This is a genomic window from Streptosporangium sandarakinum, from assembly GCF_013409935.1.
Taxonomy (GTDB): domain Bacteria; phylum Actinomycetota; class Actinomycetes; order Streptosporangiales; family Streptosporangiaceae; genus Streptosporangium; species Streptosporangium nondiastaticum.
This window is the reverse complement of the sequence record NZ_JACCCO010000001.1, coordinates 1,764,908-1,782,072: the sequence shown is the minus strand read 5'-3', so window position 1 is coordinate 1,782,072 and position 17,165 is coordinate 1,764,908. Positions and strand designations below refer to the sequence as shown.

General features: G+C 71.3%; 17 protein-coding genes. 13 read left to right on the top strand and 4 right to left on the bottom strand.

Annotated elements, in window-relative coordinates; all coding sequences use genetic code 11:
* Positions 1–63 precede the first annotated feature (63 nt).
* Positions 64–1,185, top strand: coding sequence for a dual-specificity RNA methyltransferase RlmN (rlmN, locus tag HDA43_RS07810; protein ID WP_179819074.1), 1,122 nt, complete (start codon positions 64–66; stop codon positions 1,183–1,185).
* A gap of 160 nt (positions 1,186–1,345) precedes the next feature.
* Here rlmN and HDA43_RS07805 read toward each other — a convergent pair whose 3' ends face one another.
* The 3 genes from HDA43_RS07805 to HDA43_RS07795 all read right to left on the bottom strand — a co-directional run bounded on the left by HDA43_RS07805 (position 1,346) and on the right by HDA43_RS07795 (position 4,665).
* Positions 1,346–2,017, bottom strand: coding sequence for a hypothetical protein (locus HDA43_RS07805; RefSeq protein ID WP_179819073.1), 672 nt, complete (start codon positions 2,015–2,017; stop codon positions 1,346–1,348).
* 34 nt (positions 2,018–2,051) lie between these two features.
* The gene (locus HDA43_RS07800) at positions 2,052–2,864 is read right to left on the bottom strand and encodes an ABC transporter ATP-binding protein (RefSeq protein WP_246423926.1); all 813 of its coding nucleotides are present in this window, start codon (positions 2,862–2,864) and stop codon (positions 2,052–2,054) included.
* A gap of 166 nt (positions 2,865–3,030) precedes the next feature.
* Complete coding sequence (locus tag HDA43_RS07795; protein ID WP_312873089.1) at positions 3,031–4,665, bottom strand: PucR family transcriptional regulator; 1,635 nt, start codon at positions 4,663–4,665, stop codon at positions 3,031–3,033.
* Positions 4,666–4,807: 142 nt separating this feature from the next.
* On the opposite strand from HDA43_RS07795, the gene speB reads away from it, so the two are divergent.
* Both speB and HDA43_RS07785 read left to right on the top strand, forming a co-directional pair.
* Positions 4,808–5,767, top strand: a complete 960-nt coding sequence (gene speB / locus HDA43_RS07790) for an agmatinase (protein ID WP_179819072.1) — start codon at positions 4,808–4,810, stop codon at positions 5,765–5,767.
* Complete coding sequence (locus HDA43_RS07785; RefSeq protein WP_179819071.1) at positions 5,764–7,344, top strand: purine-cytosine permease family protein; 1,581 nt, start codon at positions 5,764–5,766, stop codon at positions 7,342–7,344. Before speB ends, HDA43_RS07785 begins: the two co-directional genes overlap by 4 nt.
* Before the next feature lie 113 nt (positions 7,345–7,457).
* Here the strand turns inward: HDA43_RS07785 and HDA43_RS07780 are convergent, their stop codons facing one another.
* Entirely contained in the window at positions 7,458–7,952 is a 495-nt protein-coding gene (locus HDA43_RS07780; protein WP_179819070.1) for an Lrp/AsnC family transcriptional regulator, read from the bottom strand.
* A gap of 221 nt (positions 7,953–8,173) precedes the next feature.
* On the opposite strand from HDA43_RS07780, the gene HDA43_RS07775 reads away from it, so the two are divergent.
* The 10 genes from HDA43_RS07775 (at position 8,174) to HDA43_RS07730 (ending at position 17,141) form a co-directional block, all read left to right on the top strand.
* Positions 8,174–9,607: a gamma-aminobutyraldehyde dehydrogenase gene (locus tag HDA43_RS07775; RefSeq protein WP_179819069.1), complete on the top strand. Its 1,434-nt coding sequence runs from the start codon at positions 8,174–8,176 to the stop codon at positions 9,605–9,607.
* Positions 9,608–9,632: 25 nt separating this feature from the next.
* On the top strand, positions 9,633–10,781 hold the full coding sequence (locus tag HDA43_RS07770; protein ID WP_179819068.1) for an ABC transporter ATP-binding protein: 1,149 nt from the start codon (positions 9,633–9,635) through the stop codon (positions 10,779–10,781).
* A gap of 8 nt (positions 10,782–10,789) precedes the next feature.
* Positions 10,790–12,037, top strand: coding sequence for a polyamine ABC transporter substrate-binding protein (locus HDA43_RS07765; RefSeq protein ID WP_179822933.1), 1,248 nt, complete (start codon positions 10,790–10,792; stop codon positions 12,035–12,037).
* 7 nt (positions 12,038–12,044) lie between these two features.
* Entirely contained in the window at positions 12,045–12,896 is an 852-nt protein-coding gene (locus HDA43_RS07760) for an ABC transporter permease (RefSeq protein WP_179819067.1), read from the top strand.
* On the top strand, positions 12,893–13,741 hold the full coding sequence (locus HDA43_RS07755; protein ID WP_179819066.1) for an ABC transporter permease: 849 nt from the start codon (positions 12,893–12,895) through the stop codon (positions 13,739–13,741). The genes HDA43_RS07760 and HDA43_RS07755 overlap by 4 nt, the downstream gene beginning before the upstream one ends.
* A gap of 183 nt (positions 13,742–13,924) precedes the next feature.
* Positions 13,925–15,319 (top strand): NAD(P)/FAD-dependent oxidoreductase, encoded by a 1,395-nt coding sequence (locus HDA43_RS07750; RefSeq protein WP_179822931.1) that lies wholly within the window; start codon positions 13,925–13,927, stop codon positions 15,317–15,319.
* A gap of 150 nt (positions 15,320–15,469) precedes the next feature.
* The gene (locus HDA43_RS07745) at positions 15,470–16,000 is read left to right on the top strand and encodes a GNAT family N-acetyltransferase (protein ID WP_179819065.1); all 531 of its coding nucleotides are present in this window, start codon (positions 15,470–15,472) and stop codon (positions 15,998–16,000) included.
* A gap of 161 nt (positions 16,001–16,161) precedes the next feature.
* Positions 16,162–16,347, top strand: a complete 186-nt coding sequence (locus HDA43_RS07740; protein ID WP_179819064.1) for a hypothetical protein — start codon at positions 16,162–16,164, stop codon at positions 16,345–16,347.
* 147 nt (positions 16,348–16,494) lie between these two features.
* Positions 16,495–16,722 carry a hypothetical protein gene (locus tag HDA43_RS07735; RefSeq protein WP_179819063.1) on the top strand — a complete coding sequence of 76 codons (228 nt, stop codon included), beginning with the start codon at positions 16,495–16,497 and terminating at the stop codon, positions 16,720–16,722.
* Positions 16,719–17,141 (top strand): type II toxin-antitoxin system VapC family toxin, encoded by a 423-nt coding sequence (locus tag HDA43_RS07730; RefSeq protein WP_179819062.1) that lies wholly within the window; start codon positions 16,719–16,721, stop codon positions 17,139–17,141. The genes HDA43_RS07735 and HDA43_RS07730 overlap by 4 nt, the downstream gene beginning before the upstream one ends.
* Positions 17,142–17,165: the final 24 nt, after the last annotated feature.

Genomic DNA, 17,165 nt, shown 5'->3' with positions numbered 1-17,165 from the left:
TCTCCGGACTTTAGATCAGAGTCGAGTGTCGCTTCGAGTAACCGTTGAGAGAAGGCGTTGGACGTGTCGACTGCCAGCCAGCCCGGGACCCCCGCACCCGGACAGCTCACCTTCGTGGCGCCCCGCAGGGCCAAGCCCGCGCGCCACCTGGCCGATCTGACCATGGCCGAGCGCCGTGCGGCCGTCGCCGAGCTCGGCGAGAAGCCGTTCCGGGCCGACCAGCTCTCCCGGCACTACTTCGAGCGGCTCACCGCCGACCCCAGCCTGATGACCGACCTGCCGGCCGCGGCGCGCGACAGGTTCGCCGCACTGTTCCCCACGCTGCTCACCCCCGTCCGGGAGCTGACCACCGACGGCGGCACCACCCGCAAGACGCTGTGGCGGCTGTTCGACGGCGCGCTGGTCGAGTCGGTCCTCATGCGCTACCCCGACCGCGCCACCATGTGCGTCTCCTCCCAGGCCGGCTGCGGCATGAACTGCCCGTTCTGCGCCACCGGCCAGGCCGGCCTGACCCGCAACATGAGCACCGCCGAGATCGTCGAGCAGGTCGTCGCCGGGGCGCGGACCCTGGCCGCCGGCGAGGTCCCGGGCGGCCCCGGCCGGGTCAGCAACGTGGTCTTCATGGGGATGGGCGAGCCGCTGGCCAACTACCGGGCCGTGGTCGGCGCGGTGCGCCGGCTGGTCGAGCCCGCCCCGGGCGGCCTGGGCATCTCCGCCCGCGGCGTCACCGTCTCCACCGTCGGGCTGGTCCCCGCGATCGGCAAGCTCGCCGACGAGGGCCTGCCGGTGACGCTGGCGCTGTCCCTGCACGCCCCCGACGACGAGCTCCGCGACACCCTGGTGCCGATCAACACCCGATGGAAGGTCGCGGAGGTCCTCGACGCGGCCTGGGACTACGCCGCCCGGACCAAGCGCCGCGTCTCCATCGAGTACGCCCTGATCAAGGACGTCAACGACCAGGAGTGGCGGGCCGACCTGCTCGGCAAGCTCGTCCGGAACAAGCTCGTGCACGTCAACCTGATCCCGCTCAACCCCACCCCGGGGTCGAAGTGGACGGCCTCGCGCCCGGAGGACGAGCGGGCCTTCGTCCGCCGGCTGCAGTTCCACGGTGTCCCGGTGACCGTCCGCGACACCCGGGGTCGCGAGATCGACGGCGCCTGCGGCCAGCTCGCCGCCGCCGAGTAGCCCGCCAGGCGGCAGCCACGAGCGGGCACCCGAGGAGCGCAGCGGAAGCCACGAGTGGGCATCCGAGGAGCGCGTGCGGGCTGCGCCGGTGAGTGCTCTTCGGGAGATGGCGGCGCCTCGGCGATGATCCGCCGGCACGGGTCTACGGCCCGGTACGGGTCTACGGCCTGGTACGGCGGAGCCGTACGTAGGCGGCCAGGCCCGCGGCGGACCAGAAGAGCGCCGCGGCGGCGATGGGGAGCAGGACCGCGTCGAGGGCGCCGTCGTTGGCCGCCCGCATCCACGGCATGACCGGCACCGTGAACCGGCCCACCGGGGTCAGGCTGACCAGCAGCAGGGCCACGTAGCCGCCGAGCAGCGTCAGCATCGAGGCGGCCGGGGACGGCATGATCGGATGGGTGGTCAGCGCGCCCAGCGCCGTGCCCGCGCTCAGGCCCAGCAGGTGCAGGACGGCGCCGCGCGCCACGTCGCCGGGCGCGGGGGTGGCGGCGAAGCCGTGCAGCAGCGGCGTGACGACCGCGATCGCCGCGAACATGAGGTTGACCGTGAACGCGGCCAGCAGCCCCGCGCCGATCTCCCTGCCCGGACCGCCGGCCGCCGTCATCGAGACCAGCCGCTGCGCCGCCGGTTCGGTGTCGAGCAGACTGCGCGAGGCCCAAGCGAAGACGACGATCAGCAGGCCGGCCGAGTCGGCGTAGGCGGACAGCTCCTTGCCGGGCGGCGTCAGCGTCGAGTAGAAGATGCCCAGCATCAGGAGCAGCCCGATCGCCGGCGGGAACAGCCGGTGGGAGCGGGCGTAGGCGCTCAGCTTGAACCGGGTCAGACGCGTCAACGGTGCCTCCCGCCGTACGGCATGCTCTCGGGGGTCACGAGGTCCGCCGGACGGTGTAGCCGTCGGCGCGGAGTTTCTGCTCGACCTCGTCGGCCTCGCCGGGGTCCACCAGCACCTCGATGACCGCCCGGCGGTCCGTGGCGGGCCCCTGCCCGGCAGCCCGCCCGGCGTCCTGTTCGGAGCCGGAGCCGGAGCCGGAATCCGAGCCCGAACCGAGGCCGGGGTCCGGTTCGGCCGGTCGGCCGGCGGAGTGGACGGTGACCGCGCGGTCGGCGACGAGACAGTGGTCGGCGCCGGGGAACTCCCGGAGCTGGTTCTGGTGGTCGCTGACCACGACCGTGCCGCCGTGGGCGGCGATCTCGCCGATGACGGCGGGGAGTTCGGCGCGGGTCCGCTCGTCCAGCCCGGCGAACGGCTCGTCCAGGATCAGCAGGTCCGGCGGGCCGAGCAGCGACTGGATCAGCCCCACCTTCTGCGCGCTGCCCTTGGACAGGTCGCCGAGCGGCAGATCGAGCAGGTGGACGGCGTTCAGCCGCCGCGCGAGGTCGCCGGCCGCGGCGGGGGAGGCGCCCCGGAGGCGGGTCATGTGGGCCAGGTAGGCGGAGACGGTGAAGGGCTGGCCGGTGGGGAAGACGTCGGGGGCGTAGCCGACGACGCGGGGCCGGCCGGAGACCGAGCCGCGGGTCGGCGGGACGAACCCGGCGAGCAGCCGCAGCAGCGTGGACTTGCCGGCGCCGTTGCGGCCGGTGACCTCGACGACGGACCCCGGGCGGAGCGTGAGCTCGACGTCCTCAAGGATCCAGGGGCCGCGGCGGGAGTACCGGAAGGACACCTGGGAGAGCCGCATGCACCGCACCCTACCGGGATCATGCTCGCCACGTCCCTGCCGCCGGAATCCGCCCCGGTCACGGGCCGGTGAGACCGAGCCGCCCGGCCGTCCGTTGAGATCACGGGCCGGCGGGGCCGCGCCGCCCGGGGTCGTCCGGTGGGACCGGGTTACCTGGGGAGCCCGGTCAGCCGGTGAGGCCGAGTTGCCCGGCGGCCCGGACGGCCAGCCACACCTCGGTGAACGCGCCCGTGGACGAAAGGTCCCGGCCGGTGAGCGCGGTGAACCGGCGCAGCCGGTAGGCCAGCGTGTTGGGGTGGACGTGCAGCGCCGCCGCCGCGTCCTCGGTGCGGCGGTCCCGCTCCATCCAGGTGCGGACCGAGGCCAGCAGGTGGGAGTCGTGGGCGGCGTCGTACCGGATCACCTCGCCGAGCACGTGCTCGACCAGCGCCGAGAGCACCGCGGGGTCCTCCGGCAGCCACCGCCCGGCGGTGTCGTCGCCGTAGCGTACGAGCGCCTGGCCCGACTCGGCCGCCCGGGAGACGGCCCACACCGCCTCCCTGCGGGCCACCCGCAGCGACGTCCCGGCGGCGAACGGCCTGCTCACCCCGGCCGCGACGCCCGGTACCCCGGCGACGGCGGCGGCCGCCTCGGCGGTGCCGAGGACGTAGCGGTCGTCGCCCCTGCCGAGCATGAGGAACGGGCGGTCGTCCAGAGCGCGCAGCAGGCCGTCGTCGGACACGCCGCGGACGGCCAGCAGGACCAGTTCGTCGTCGGGCAGGCCCAGCCGGATCAGCCGCCGCCGGGCCGTGGCCGGGTCGAGCACGTCCTGCAGCAGCTCGGCCAGGATCTCCGCGCCCTCGCGGCGCAGGGTCTCGCGCTCGTGGCGGGCCATGGCGACCTGGAGCGCGGCGACGGTGGCGATGTGCTGGGCCACCGCCAGCCCGGCCGGGCGGGCGCCCTCCCGCTCCAGGGCGACGAGGAAGCCGGCCGGGCCGCCCGGGGCGGGCACCGGGAGGACGAACCCGCCGGGGATCGTCGGGGGCGCCTCCGCCGTCCTGGGCAGCAGACCCGGGTCGGGCACGGGGACGCCGGGCAGCAGCGGGCGGCCCTGCGGCGTGCACAGGTACACCGTGTAGCCGCTGAGCCGTTCCAGGCGGCGGAACAGCGTCGCGGTGCCGAGGTCCTCGGAGGCCATCCAGCGCAGCGCGCCGAAGACCTGGAGCTGCGCGCCGAGCCGCTGGCGGGCGTCCTCCTGCACGGCCGCGGCGACCTCCTGGGCGACGGCGATGAACGGCACGGCCAGCGGCACCTCCAGGACCGGCATGCCGCGCTCCTCGGCGGCGGCGAGGAACGCCCGGTGCAGCGGCGGCACGTGGAGCTGGGCCGACAGGGCCAGCGCGGACACCCCGGCGTCGTCGAGCCGTTCCAGGTAGGCCCGCTGGCGGGCGGCGGAGCGGGGGATCGCGATGCCGGTCGTCATGATCAGCTCGGCGCCCAGCAGCCAGGGCGTGGGGTCGTCCAGCTCGCTGACGTGCGCCCAGGACACCGAGCGGCCGAGTCCGGCGTGCCCGGCGAGGACGCGCAGCTGCAGGGCCGGGAAGCGGATCAGCTCCTCGACGGTGAGCCGGTCGGCGGAACCGGCGGCGGTCCGGTCGGCGGGCCCGTCAGCGGGCATGCCGTCGGACTCGGCGATGGACCCGGAGGCGGGCATGCCGTCGGACCCGGAGGCGGGCATGCCGTCGGACCCGGAGGTGGACCCGAGGGCGGCTTCATCGGTGGGCCCGGCGGGGGAGCCGGGGGTGTGATTGTGGTCGGCCACAGGAAACCCCGTCGTAGTTCGTTCCTCCCACAGTACCCAAACTGTCACAAAGCTCCCAAACTGTACGGATAGCCTGCTCTGAGCCGGGTTCTCCACGCCCGGACCTCCCACCACCCCACGCCTCTCGAAAGGACGGTGCGGCATGACCGAACCCCGGGGTCCCGTCGACTCCTCCCGCGTCCCCCGATTCGCGGGTCCGGCGACGTTCGCACGGCTGCCACGCCTGGACGAGGTCGGGCGCTGCGACGTGGCCGTGGTGGGGGTGCCGTTCGACAGCGGCGTCTCCTACCGCCCCGGCGCCCGTTTCGGCCCCTCGGCGGTCCGCGAGGCCAGCCGCCTGCTCCGGCCGTACCACCCCGGCCTGGACGTCTCGCCGTTCGCCGCGGTGCAGGTGGCCGACGCCGGCGACATCGCCTGCAACCCGTTCAACATCGGCGAGGCCGTCGAGACGATCGAGGACGCCGCGACCCGGCTCCAGGAGGACGGCGCCCGCCTGGTCACCATCGGCGGCGACCACACGATCGCGCTGCCGCTGCTGCGCTCCCTGGCCAAGCGGCACGGCCCGGTGGCCATGCTGCACTTCGACGCCCACCTCGACACCTGGGACACCTACTTCGGCGCCGAGTACACCCACGGCACGCCGTTCCGCCGGGCCGTGGAGGAGGGCATCCTCGACACCGAGGCGGTCGGCCACGTCGGCACGCGCGGCCCGCTGTACGGCAAGCAGGACCTCGACGACGACCGGCGCCTCGGCTTCGGCATCATGACCTCGGCCGACGTGATGCGCCGCGGCGTGGACGAGATCGTCGACGCCCTCCGCCAGCGGATCGGCGACCGGCCGCTCTACCTGTCGATCGACATCGACGTGCTCGACCCCGCGCACGCCCCCGGCACCGGCACCCCCGAGGCGGGCGGCCTCACCAGCCGCGAGCTGCTGGAGATCCTGCGCGGCCTGGCCGGATGCAACCTGGTCGGCGCCGACGTGGTCGAGGTGGCCCCCGCCTACGACCACGCGGAGATCACCGCGGTGGCCGCCTCCCACGTCGCCTACGACCTGGTCAGTCTGCTGGCGCTGTCCGGTCCCGCGCAGGAGGCCCGGTGAGCCGGGCGGACCACGCCGCGGCGGGCGTCTCCGACCGCGCGCCGTCCGTCATCGAGGTCGAGCAGCACGGCGTCGAGCGCATCCCGGACGCCGACCGCACCGCCCGCCCGCTGGACCTGTTCCGGCTGGCCTTCGGCGGCGCGAACACCTTCGCCACGTGCGTGCTGGGCTCGTTCCCCATCCTGTTCGGGCTCTCCTTCTGGCAGGGGCTCGCCGCGACGGGGCTCGGCCTGATGGTCGGCGCGCTGATCCTGGCGCCGCTGGCCGTCTTCGGCCCGGTGAACGGCACGAACAACGCCGTCTCCTCCTCGGCGCACCTGGGCGTGCACGGCCGGGTCGTCGGCTCGTTCCTGTCCCTGCTCACCGCGATCGCGTTCTTCTCGATCTCGGTGTGGTCCTCCGGCGACGCGCTGGTCGGCGGCGCCCACCGGCTGGCCGGGCTGCCGGAGTCGAACCTGTCGTACAGCGTGGCCTACGCGCTGTTCGCCGTGCTGGTCCTGGTGGTCTGCGTCTACGGCTTCCGCTTCATGCTGCTGGTCAACAAGATCGCGGTGGCCGCGGCCTCGCTGCTGTTCGTGCTGGGCGCGTTCGCCTTCGCCGGGGACTTCGACCCCTCCTACGCCGGGGCGTTCGCCTCCACGGCCGCGCCGGGGTTCTGGCCGTCGTTCATCGGCGCCGCCCTGATCGTGCTGTCCAACCCGATCTCCTTCGGCGCCTTCCTCGGCGACTGGTCCCGCTACATCCCGGCGGAAACCCCGCGCGTCCGGGTGATGGGCGCGGCCTTCCTGGCCCAGCTCGCCACGATCCTGCCGTTCCTGTTCGGCCTGACCACCGCGTCGATCATCGCCGCCAAGGCGTCGGAGTACGTCGACCCGGCCGCACCCAACTACGTCGGCGGGCTGCTCGCGGTCTCCCCGGCGTGGTACTTCCTGCCGGTCTGCCTGATCGCGCTGATCGGCGGCATGTCCACCGGCACGACCGCCCTCTACGGCACCGGCCTGGACTTCTCCAGCGTCTTCCCGCGCTTCAACCGGGTCCAGGCGACGGTGTTCATCGGCGTGCTGTCGATCGGCTTCATCTTCCTCGGCCGCTTCACCCTGAACCTGACGCAGAGCATCTCCACGTTCGCCACGCTGATCGTCACCTGCACCGCCCCCTGGATGGTGATCATGATGCTCGGCTACGTGACCCGGCGCGGCTGGTACGACGCCGAGGCGCTGCAGGTCTTCAACCGCCGCCAGCGCGGCGGCCGCTACTGGTTCACCCACGGCTGGAACTGGCGCGGGATGACCGCCTGGCTGCTGGCCGCGATGACGGCGATCCTGTTCGTCAACATCCCCGGCCAGTTCGTCGGGCCGCTCGGCGGCCTCGCCGGGGGCACGGACATCTCGCTGCCGCTGGGCCTGGCCACCGCGGCCGTGCTCTACCTGGCCATGCTGGCGGCCTTCCCCGAGCCGCGCGGCGTCTTCGGCCCGGAGGGGCCGCGTCTGGTCCGCTCCCGCGACGTCCCGGTCCCGCCCATCGAGGGACCGGACGCCACCGCCGCGCCCGCCGCGGCGACGACCGCCCGGGTGTGATCCGTCCGGGCGTGGTCAGGCGTCCGCCCGCCGTACGGCCCGGACCGGCCGTACGGCGGGCGAGCGCCGGCGGGTGACCGCGGGGGCGTACCGGGGGCTGATCCCGGAGGGCGTCAGCGGGTGCCCCAGGAGTAGGTCTGCTTGTGCAGCTTGAGGTAGACGAACGTCTCGGTGGCGCGGACCGTGGGGATGGCCCGGATCTTGCCGAGGATGTCCAGCAGGTGCGCGTCGCTCTCGCAGACCACCTCGACCATGACGTCCACCGAGCCGGCGGTCAGCACGACGTAGTCGATCTCCTTGATGGCCGACAGCTCGTCGGCCACCATCTCCAGGTCGCCCTCGCACTTGATGCCGATCATCGCCTGGCGGGAGAATCCGAGGGTGAGCGGGTCGGTGACCCCGACGATCTGCATGACCCCGGCGTCGAGCAGGCGCTGGACCCGCTGGCGGACGGCGGCCTCGGACAACCCCACCGCCTTGCCGATGGCGGCGTAGGGCTTGCGGCCGTCCGCCTGCAGCTGTTCGATGATCTGTTTGGAGATCTCGTCGAGGACGACCGTCCCGTGCTTCGCGTCGTTGTCGCGGCGTACCTTGGGCGGCGTCGTCATCCGCGCTCCCTGGCGTCGGTGTTACGGGATCTGTTACGGGGGCGTCGCGGGCCTCTCACGTCCTGCCGACATGTTGCGGCTCGCTGCGACATGCTGTCAGTTTTTACCGCTCTGTCAAGCGATTTCGTCGCGATTTGGTATCTTAACAACGAAATCCCTTGTCGCGTAGGCTCTCCTCTGTAAGAGTCCCCATAACCAAGCCACCTCACAGGAGGTCAACGGTGACCACCCGTCTGCAGAACTATGTCAACGGTGAGTTCGTGGACGCCAAGAGCGGCCGGTTCTCCGACGTCATCGACCCCTGCACCGGAGAGGCCTACCTGCAGGCGCCGATCTCCGGCGCGGAGGACGTCGACGCCGCCTACGCCGCCGCGGCCGCCGCGTTCGAGTCGTGGAGTCTGCTGACCCCCGGCGAGCGGGCCAATCTGCTGCTCAAGGTCGCGGACGCCATCGACGCGCGCGCCGACGAGATCAACGAGGCCGAGTGCCTCAACACCGGCAAGCCCCGCGCCCGGATGGCCGAGGACGAGACCCCGGTCGCGGCCGACCACTTCCGGTTCTTCGCCGGCGCCGCCCGCACCCTGGAGGGGCCGACGTCGGGTGAGTTCCTCGCCGACCACACCTCCGTGATCCGGCACGAGCCGATCGGCGTCGTCGGCCAGGTCACCCCCTGGAACTACCCGATGATGATGGCGGTCTGGAAGATCGCCCCCGCGCTCGCCGCGGGCAACACCGTCGTGCTCAAGCCGTCCGACACCACCCCGGTCTCCACCCTCAAGATGGCCGAGATCATCGGTGAGGTCCTGCCGAAGGGCGTCTTCAACGTCATCACCGGCGACCGCGAGACCGGCGCGCTCGTGGTGGGCCACCCGACCGCCCAGATGGTCGCCATCACCGGCTCGGTCGGCGCCGGCATGGCCGTGGCCAAGACCGCCGCCGAGGACGTCAAGCGGGTCCACCTGGAGCTCGGCGGCAAGGCTCCCGTCATCGTCTTCGACGACGTCAAGGACGTGAAGGCCGCGGCCGAGGCGATCGCCGCGGGCGGCTTCTACAACGCCGGCCAGGACTGCACCGCGGCCTGCCGGGTACTGGTCCACGAGGACGCCCACGACGAGTTCGTGGCGGCCCTCGTCGAGGCGGCCACCGCCACCGTGACCGGCGACCTGTCCAACGAGGACGCCCTCTACGGTCCGCTCAACAACGCGGACCAGCTGGCGCGGGTGACCGGCTTCATCGAGCGGGTGCCCGGCCACGCCAAGGTCCTGACCGGCGGGCAGCGGGTCGGCGACACGGGGTACTTCTTCGCCCCGACCGTCGTCGACGGCCTCCAGCAGGACGACGAGATGGTGCAGAACGAGGTCTTCGGGCCCGTCATCACCGTCCAGACCTTCTCCGACGAGGCCGACGCCGTGGCCAAGGCCAACGGCGTCCGGTACGGCCTCGCCAGCTCGGTGTGGACCTCCGACCACGGTCGGGCGATGCGGGTGTCGAGGCGACTCGACTTCGGTGTCGTGTGGGTCAACACCCACATCCCCTTCGTGTCCGAGATGCCGCACGGAGGCTTCAAGCACTCCGGTTACGGCAAGGACCTGTCGGTCTTCGGGCTCCACGACTACCTCCGCGTCAAGCACGTCATGCACTACATCGGCGAATAGCCGCGAAACAGAGGGATAGCCTGGTATGACCGAAACCCAGGCGGATGTGGAGGCGGTGGCCCCCGCCGCCTCCGGCCCGCCTCCGGTGCCCGCCATCGAGCTCGACGGAGTCGTCAAGGAGTACCTCGCCCACGGTGAGGTCGTCCAGGCGGTCAAGGGCGTCACCCTGACCATCGCCGAGGGCGAGTTCTTCTCGCTCCTCGGCCCCTCGGGGTGTGGCAAGACCACCACCATGCGCATGATCGCCGGGTTCGAGGACCCGTCGCGCGGCACGGTGCGGCTGCACGGCCAGGACGTGACCGACGTCCCCCCCAACAAACGCGACGTGAACATGGTGTTCCAGTCGTACGCGCTCTTCCCCCACATGAACGTCTGGGAGAACGTCGCCTTCGGTCTGCGGCGCAAGAAGGTGCCCGACGCAGAGATCAAACGCCGCGTCGGCGAGATGCTGGAGATCGTGGACCTCGGCGGGCGCGAGAAGCGCCGCCCCCGCGAGATGTCCGGCGGCCAGCAGCAGCGGGTGGCCCTGGCCCGGGCCCTGGTCAACCGGCCCCGCGCCCTCCTGCTGGACGAGCCGCTGGGCGCCCTCGACCTCAAGCTTCGCCAGGCCATGCAGATCGAGCTCAAGCGCATCCAGCGCGAGGTCGGCATCACGTTCGTCTACGTCACCCACGACCAGAGCGAGGCGCTCACCATGAGCGACCGCATCGCCGTCATGAACGACGGCCTGGTCGAGCAGCTCGCCTCCCCCCGCGAGATCTACGAGCGCCCCGCCACCGCGTTCGTCGCCGGGTTCATCGGCACCTCCAACCTGATCAGCGGGACGGTGGACCGGGTCGAGGACGGCTGCGCCGTACTGCGGCTCGGGGACGACGGCCGGGTCCTCACCGAGGAGGGCGCGCACCGGGCCGGGGACACGATCGCGGTCACCGTACGCCCGGAGAAGGTCATGATCTCCACCGACGAGCCCGCGGCGGGCCTCAGCGCCGTGCGCGGCACCGTCGCCGAGGTCGTCTACCTGGGCCTGTACAACAGCTACGCGGTGCGCCTGCCCGGCGGCACCGAGGTCACCGTCTTCCAGCAGAACGCGCTCGACAGCACGAGCACGGCCGAGCGCGGCGACGCGGTCTGGCTGTCGTGGCGGCCGCAGCATTCTTACGTGATCGGAAGTTGAGCCACCCCATGCACCAGGACTCCTCCCTCGACGCCGCCCTGCTGCGCGGCATGACCCGGCCCCGCTCGGTGACCCGCCGCGACGCCTTCCGTCTCGCCGGCCTGTCGGCCGCCGGGCTCGCCCTGACCGCCTGCGGAGTGCAGGGCAAGAAGGCCGCCCCGCCCCAGAAGGACGCGGTCGCCGACTACTGGGCGTCCAAGAAGAAGAACGGCACGCTGCGGTTCGCCAACTGGACGCTGTACATCGACAAGGAGGACGGCCGCTCTCCCTCCCTGGAGAAGTTCACCGCCGACACCGGCATCAAGGTGACCTACACCGAGGCCATCCAGGACACCCCCTCCTTCTTCGGCAAGATCCAGCCGCTGCTCGCCTCCGGCACCGACATCGGCTACGACGTGATGGTCATCACCAACGGCATCCACCTCAGCAAGGCCATCGCGCTGGGCTACCTGGTGCCGCTGGACCACTCCAAGCTGCCCAACTTCGCGGCCAACGCGGCGGAGAAGGTCAAGAACCCCACCTGGGACCCGAACAACACCTACACGGTCCCCTGGACGGCGGGCCTGACCGGCATCGCCTACAACCCCAAGTACGTGGACGAGGTCACCAGCGTCAACGACCTGTGGAACCCCAAGTACAAGGGCAAGGTCGGCATGATGCTCGACCCGCAGGAGGTCGCGAACTTCGGGATGTTCGCCGAGGGCATCGACCCGGACAAGTCCACCGAGGCCGACTGGCGCAAGGCCGCCGCCCGGCTGCAGAAGCAGCGCGACGACGGCCTGGTGCGCAAGTACTACGAGAACGACTACGTCGACGCGCTGGCCCGGGGCGACATCTGGATCACCATGGCCTGGTCCGGAGACATCTTCCAGCAGGTCGCCGAGGGCAAGGACATCAAGTTCGTGATCCCCCAGGAGGGTGGCACGATCTGGACCGACAACCTGTGCATCCCCAAGACCGCGCAGAACCCCCTCGACGCGCTCACCTACATGGACTACGTCTACCAGCCGAAGATCGCCACGATGCTGGTGGAGGCCATCAACTACATCACCCCGGTGCCGTCCACCAAGGACCTCGTCCTGGCCGACGCCGCCAAGGCGAGCGGCGACGACAAGAAGTCGCTGGAGCAGCTCGCGAACAGCCCGATGATCTACCCCGCCGAGGCCGACATGGCCAGGCTCCGGTCCTTCCGGGCCCTCACCATCGCCGAGGAGAAGGTCTTCGAGTCCGTCTTCCAGCCCATCACCCAGGGATAGGCGAGCGATGAAGCGCTTCGCCCCCTACCTGCTGATCCTCCCCGGCGGGCTGTGGCTGGCGATCTTCCTGGTGGTGCCGATGGTCTTCATGGCCTCGGTGTCCACCCAGGAGGGCGACGTGGTCAACGGCTTCGTCCAGACGTTCAACCTGTCGATCTACGGCGACGTCCTGTCGCAGTACGGCACGCAGTTCCTGCGCTCGGCCGGGTACGGCCTGGTCGCCACGGTCGTCTCCATCGTGCTGGCCTACCCGATGGCCTACTGGATCGCCTTCAGGGGCGGTTCCCGCAAGTCGACCTACCTGCTGCTGGTGCTGCTGCCGTTCTTCGTGTCGTTCGTGCTGCGCACCGTGTCGTGGAAGTTCCTGCTGGCCGACAACGGGCTGCTGCTGTCGCCGCTGAAGTCCCTGGGCCTGGTGCCCGACGACTTCCACGTGCTGCAGACGACCGTGGCGGTGATCGGCGGCCTGGTCTACAACTACCTGCCGTTCATGATCCTGCCGATCTACGTGGCCCTGGAGCGGGTGGACCCCCGCGTCGTGGAGGCCGCGCAGGACCTGTACGCGGCCCGGCGGCAGGCCTTCACCAAGGTCGTGCTGCCGCTGTCGCTGCCCGGCGTGTTCGCCGGGGTGCTGATGACGTTCGTCCCGATGACCGCCGACTACGTCAACGCCGAGATCCTCGGCGGCCCGGCGAACACGATGATCGGCAACATCATCCAGTCCAGGTTCCTGGTCAACAACGACTACCCGTCGGCCGCGGCGCTGTCGTTCGCGCTGATGGCGGCGATGCTGATCGGCATCTTCGCCTACGCCAGGGCGCTGGGCACCGAGAACGTGCTGGAGGCGGCGGCCCGATGAGCACTGCCACCACATCCGCGCCCGTCACGGCGCCGTCCGCCGGCGCCCCGGCGCCCGCCCGGCCCCGCCGCCGCCTTCTCGACCGGCTGCTCAAGGTCTATGTCTGGCTGATCCTCGCCTGGCTGTTCCTGCCGATCGCGGTCATGATCATCTTCGGCTTCAACGACACCAAGAGCAAGTCGAACGTGACCTGGCAGGGCTTCACCTTCAAGTGGTGGGGCATGCTCGACCAGGACCCCAAGCTGATCGAGGCGGTCGTCAACTCCCTGGAGATCGCCGTGCTCGCCACGGTGATCACCACGGTGATCGGCACCCTCATGGGCCTGGCGATGGGCCGCTACAGGTTCCGCGGGCTGGGCACCGTCAACCTGGTGCTCTTCGCCGCCATCGCCTCACCCGAGCTGGTCATGGGCTCCTCGCTGCTGTCGCTGTTCGTCAGCGCCGGGGTGCAGCCCGGCTTCGTGACCGTGGTCATCGCGCACGTGCTGTTCTCGCTGTCGTTCGTGGCGATCACCGTACGGGCCCGGGTCGTCGGCCTCGACCCCTCGATCGAGGAGGCGGCGCGCGACCTCGGGGCGTCCACCTGGGTGACGTTCTGGCGCGTCACGTTCCCCATGATCCTGCCCGGCGTCATCTCGGGCGCGCTGCTGGCGTTCGCGCTGTCCATCGACGACTTCGTGATCACCCAGTTCACCAGCGGCGCCCTCCAGACGTTCCCGCTGTGGATCTGGGGCGCCACCCGGATCGGGGTGCCGCCGCAGGTCAACATTCTGGGAACCCTTATATTCGCGGTAGGCGTGGTGATCGCCGTGGTGAACATGGTGACCGCCCGCCGCCGGACCTAGCGCCGTCAGGCCCCGTTCCGCCCGCGGTGGGCGGCACGGGGCTTCGGCGTACCCGAAAGAGATCTCCGGCACAGAACAGGGAGGCGAGATCGGATTCAGGCGGGGGGAACCCGCGTGTGACCACCGAGGTCACGCAATACCTAGACAACGAATTTTTTGACTCACCGTAGGGAAGTGAGATTTGTGGATCCGCTGAAGGCTCTTGCTGATGCGGAGCGCAAGCCGTACTGGCTCGACAGTCCGGCGAAACCCGAGCCGCTGCCGCGGCTCCTCAAGGACACGACCGCCGATCTCGCGGTGGTCGGCGGAGGCTTCTCAGGGCTGTGGGCCGCCCTGATGGCCAAGGAACGCGACCCGTCCCTCGACGTGGTCCTGCTGGAAGGACGCGGGATCGGCTGGGCGGCCTCCGGCCGCAACGGCGGGTTCGCGGTGGCGTCGCTCACCCACGGCCTCGCCAACGGGCTGGAACGCTGGCCCGAGGAGATCACCACCCTGGAGCGGCTGGGCCGGGCGAACCTCGACGAGATCGGCGAGGCCGTCGGGCGCTACGGCATCGACTGCGCCTACGAGCGCACCGGCGAGCTGCACGTGGCCACCGAGCCCTGGCAGCTCGACGAAATGCGCGAGAGCGTCCAGGCGGCGCGGGAGCTGGGCCTGGACTACGACGTCCTCGACCGCGACGAGGTCCGGGCGGAGGTGAACTCGCCCACCTACGTCGGCGGCTACTGGGAACGCGACGGCTGCGCCATGATCGACCCCGCCCGGCTGGCCTGGGGGCTCCGGCGAGCCTGCCTGGAGCTGGGCGTGCGCGTCTACGAGAACACGCCGGTCCGCCACATCAGGGACAGCCGGGCCACCATGGACCTGGTCACCCCGCGCGGCACCGTCAGGGCCGCGAAGGTCGCGCTCGGCACCGGCGTGTTCCAGCCGCTGCTGCGCAGGCTGAAGCACTTCCTGGTGCCGGTCTACGACTACGCCCTGATGACCGAGCCGCTGTCGGAGGAGCAGCTCGCCTCCGTCGGCTGGCGCAACCGCCAGGGCGTGGGCGACTCGGCCAACCAGTTCCACTACTACCGGCTGACCGCCGACAACCGCATCCTGTGGGGCGGCTACGACGCGGTCTACTACAACGGCGGCCGCATCAAGCCGGAGTACGAGCAGCGCGACGAGACCTTCGCCAAGCTGGCGGAGCACTTCTTCACCACCTTCCCGCAGCTCGACGGGGTGCGCTTCACCCACCGGTGGGGCGGCGTCATCGACACCTGCAGCAGGTTCAGCGCCTTCTACGGCCACGCCCACGGCGGGCGGCTCGCCTACGCCGTCGGCTACACCGGCCTGGGGGTCGCCGCCACCCGCTTCGGGGCCAACGTCATGCTCGACCTGCTCGCCGGGGAGCCGACGGAGCGGACCGAGCTGCGGATGGTCCGGGAGAAGCCGATCCCCTTCCCGCCGGAGCCGGTCCGCTCGGCGGGGATCCAGATGACACGCTGGTCGCTCGCCCGGGCCGACCTCCACGAGGGCCGCCGCAACCTGTGGCTGCGCACTCTGGACCGGATGGGCCTCGGCTTCGACTCCTGAGGCGCCCTCTGAGGCGTCCCGTCCCGCGGGGACGCGGCCGATCCCGGCCTCGTCCCCGCGGGACGCGCAGCCCCGAGCGGCTCCTCGGCCGGGCGCCGCCGGCCGGTAATCCGATTGCGGCGCCCGACCGGCCCGGTACAAGGTGGGCGGATGATCGTCCGCCGTGAGACCCCCGCCGACATCGACGCCGTCCACCGGGTGACGGCCGCCGCCTTCGCCAAGCCCGACCGGCCCGGCGAGACCCCCTTCGAGGACACCCTGCTGCGCGAGCTGCGCGGCTGCGACGGATGGATGCCCGCGCTGTCCCTCGTCGCGACCGGCCCGGACGGGCAGGTCGTCGGGCACGTGCTGGGCAGCCGCGGCCACGTCGAGGGCGCTCCCGTCGTCGCCGTCGGCCCGGTGAGCGTCCACCCCGCCCACCAGCGGCGCGGCGTCGGCCTCGCCCTGGTGCACACCCTCCTCGGCGCCGCGGACGCCATGGGCGAGCCGATGGCGGTGCTGGTCGGCTCGCCCGTCTACTACTCGCGCTTCGGCTTCCGGCCCGCCGCGGAGTACGGCGTCGTGCCCCCGGTGCCGGAGTGGGGGGTGTTCCTCCAGGTCCGCGCCCTGTCGGCGTACGACCCGGGCGACCCGGGCCTCCGCGGCGCGTTCGCCTACGCCGATCCCTTCAACCGGGGCTGACCCCTCCCGGCCGGGCCAGGGGCGTTCCGCCGGGGCCGCCCCGGATCGTTCCCAGCCCTTTCCCGGCTCGTCCCGAGTCACCGGAAGGGCCCGCGTCGCCGGGCCGGCTGTTCTATCGGGCCGGGTCCGGCCCGCCGGGCATTCCGCCAGCCTCGCTGGCCATGCTGCGCTCCATGCTCACCCACCCCGAGGCCGCCGACGCCGTCCGGGCCGCGCTCGGCGGGCAGGTCGATCGGGTCGGCGCCGAACTGCCCAGCGACGACGCCCGGCTGCGCGACGCGCCCCGGGAGGAGATCGACCGCCTGCTGCGCCCCGCGCTGCGCGCGCTCCTGGACGAGAGGGAGTGACGCCGCCCTGGGGCGGGACTCCGGCGGGCGCGGTGCCGACGGGTCGTACGGCTCCTCTCCTTCCGGAGGTGATGCTCCCTCGTGCCGCTCCGGCGCGGATGAACGGTAGCTCGGTGTCTCTTGAAGCGCCTGGCATAGAATCGGGCCATGACCGCTGCTCCCGAAGAGTACGAGGACATGCACCGGCTGATCGACCGGTTGACGCCGGACCAGCTTCACGAGGTGCGCGTGCACACTCTGCGCCTCGTCCACTCCGATGAGAGCGGGTCGGAGGAGTGGCCGCCTGCCTGGTTCGGGTCCGTGACCACCGATCGGGATGACATCGCCGAACGCACTGAAGAGATCTTGCGCGAGGGCTATGGTCACGAAGTGTGATCGTTGTTGACACCGGGCCCATCGTCGCCGCTGCCATTCGAAACGACCGCAAACATGATGTCTGTATCAAGGCGTTCGAGCGGTTGCGTGCGGAGTGGCGTGAACTTCTCGGGCCGGCTTTCGTTGCTGGTGAAGTCTCCTACCTGCTCGGCAAGATCGGCGGAGCTAAGGTCGAGGCCGGCTTCCTGCGGTCACTGAGATCCGGAGCCTTCCATCTGATCGATCTCACAGAGACTGATCTCGGCCGTATCGCTGATCTGGTGGAGCGTTATTCGGATCTTCCATTGGGGTCGGCAGACGCGTCAGTCGTCGCAGTCGCCGAGCGTTTACACGTCGCCGAAGTGCTCACCCTGGACACCAGAGATTTCTCCGTGATCCGGCCCGCGCATGTTCCCGCGTTCACTGTGATGTCCAGCTGATCTCTTCGCCGCGTTTGTGGTGCC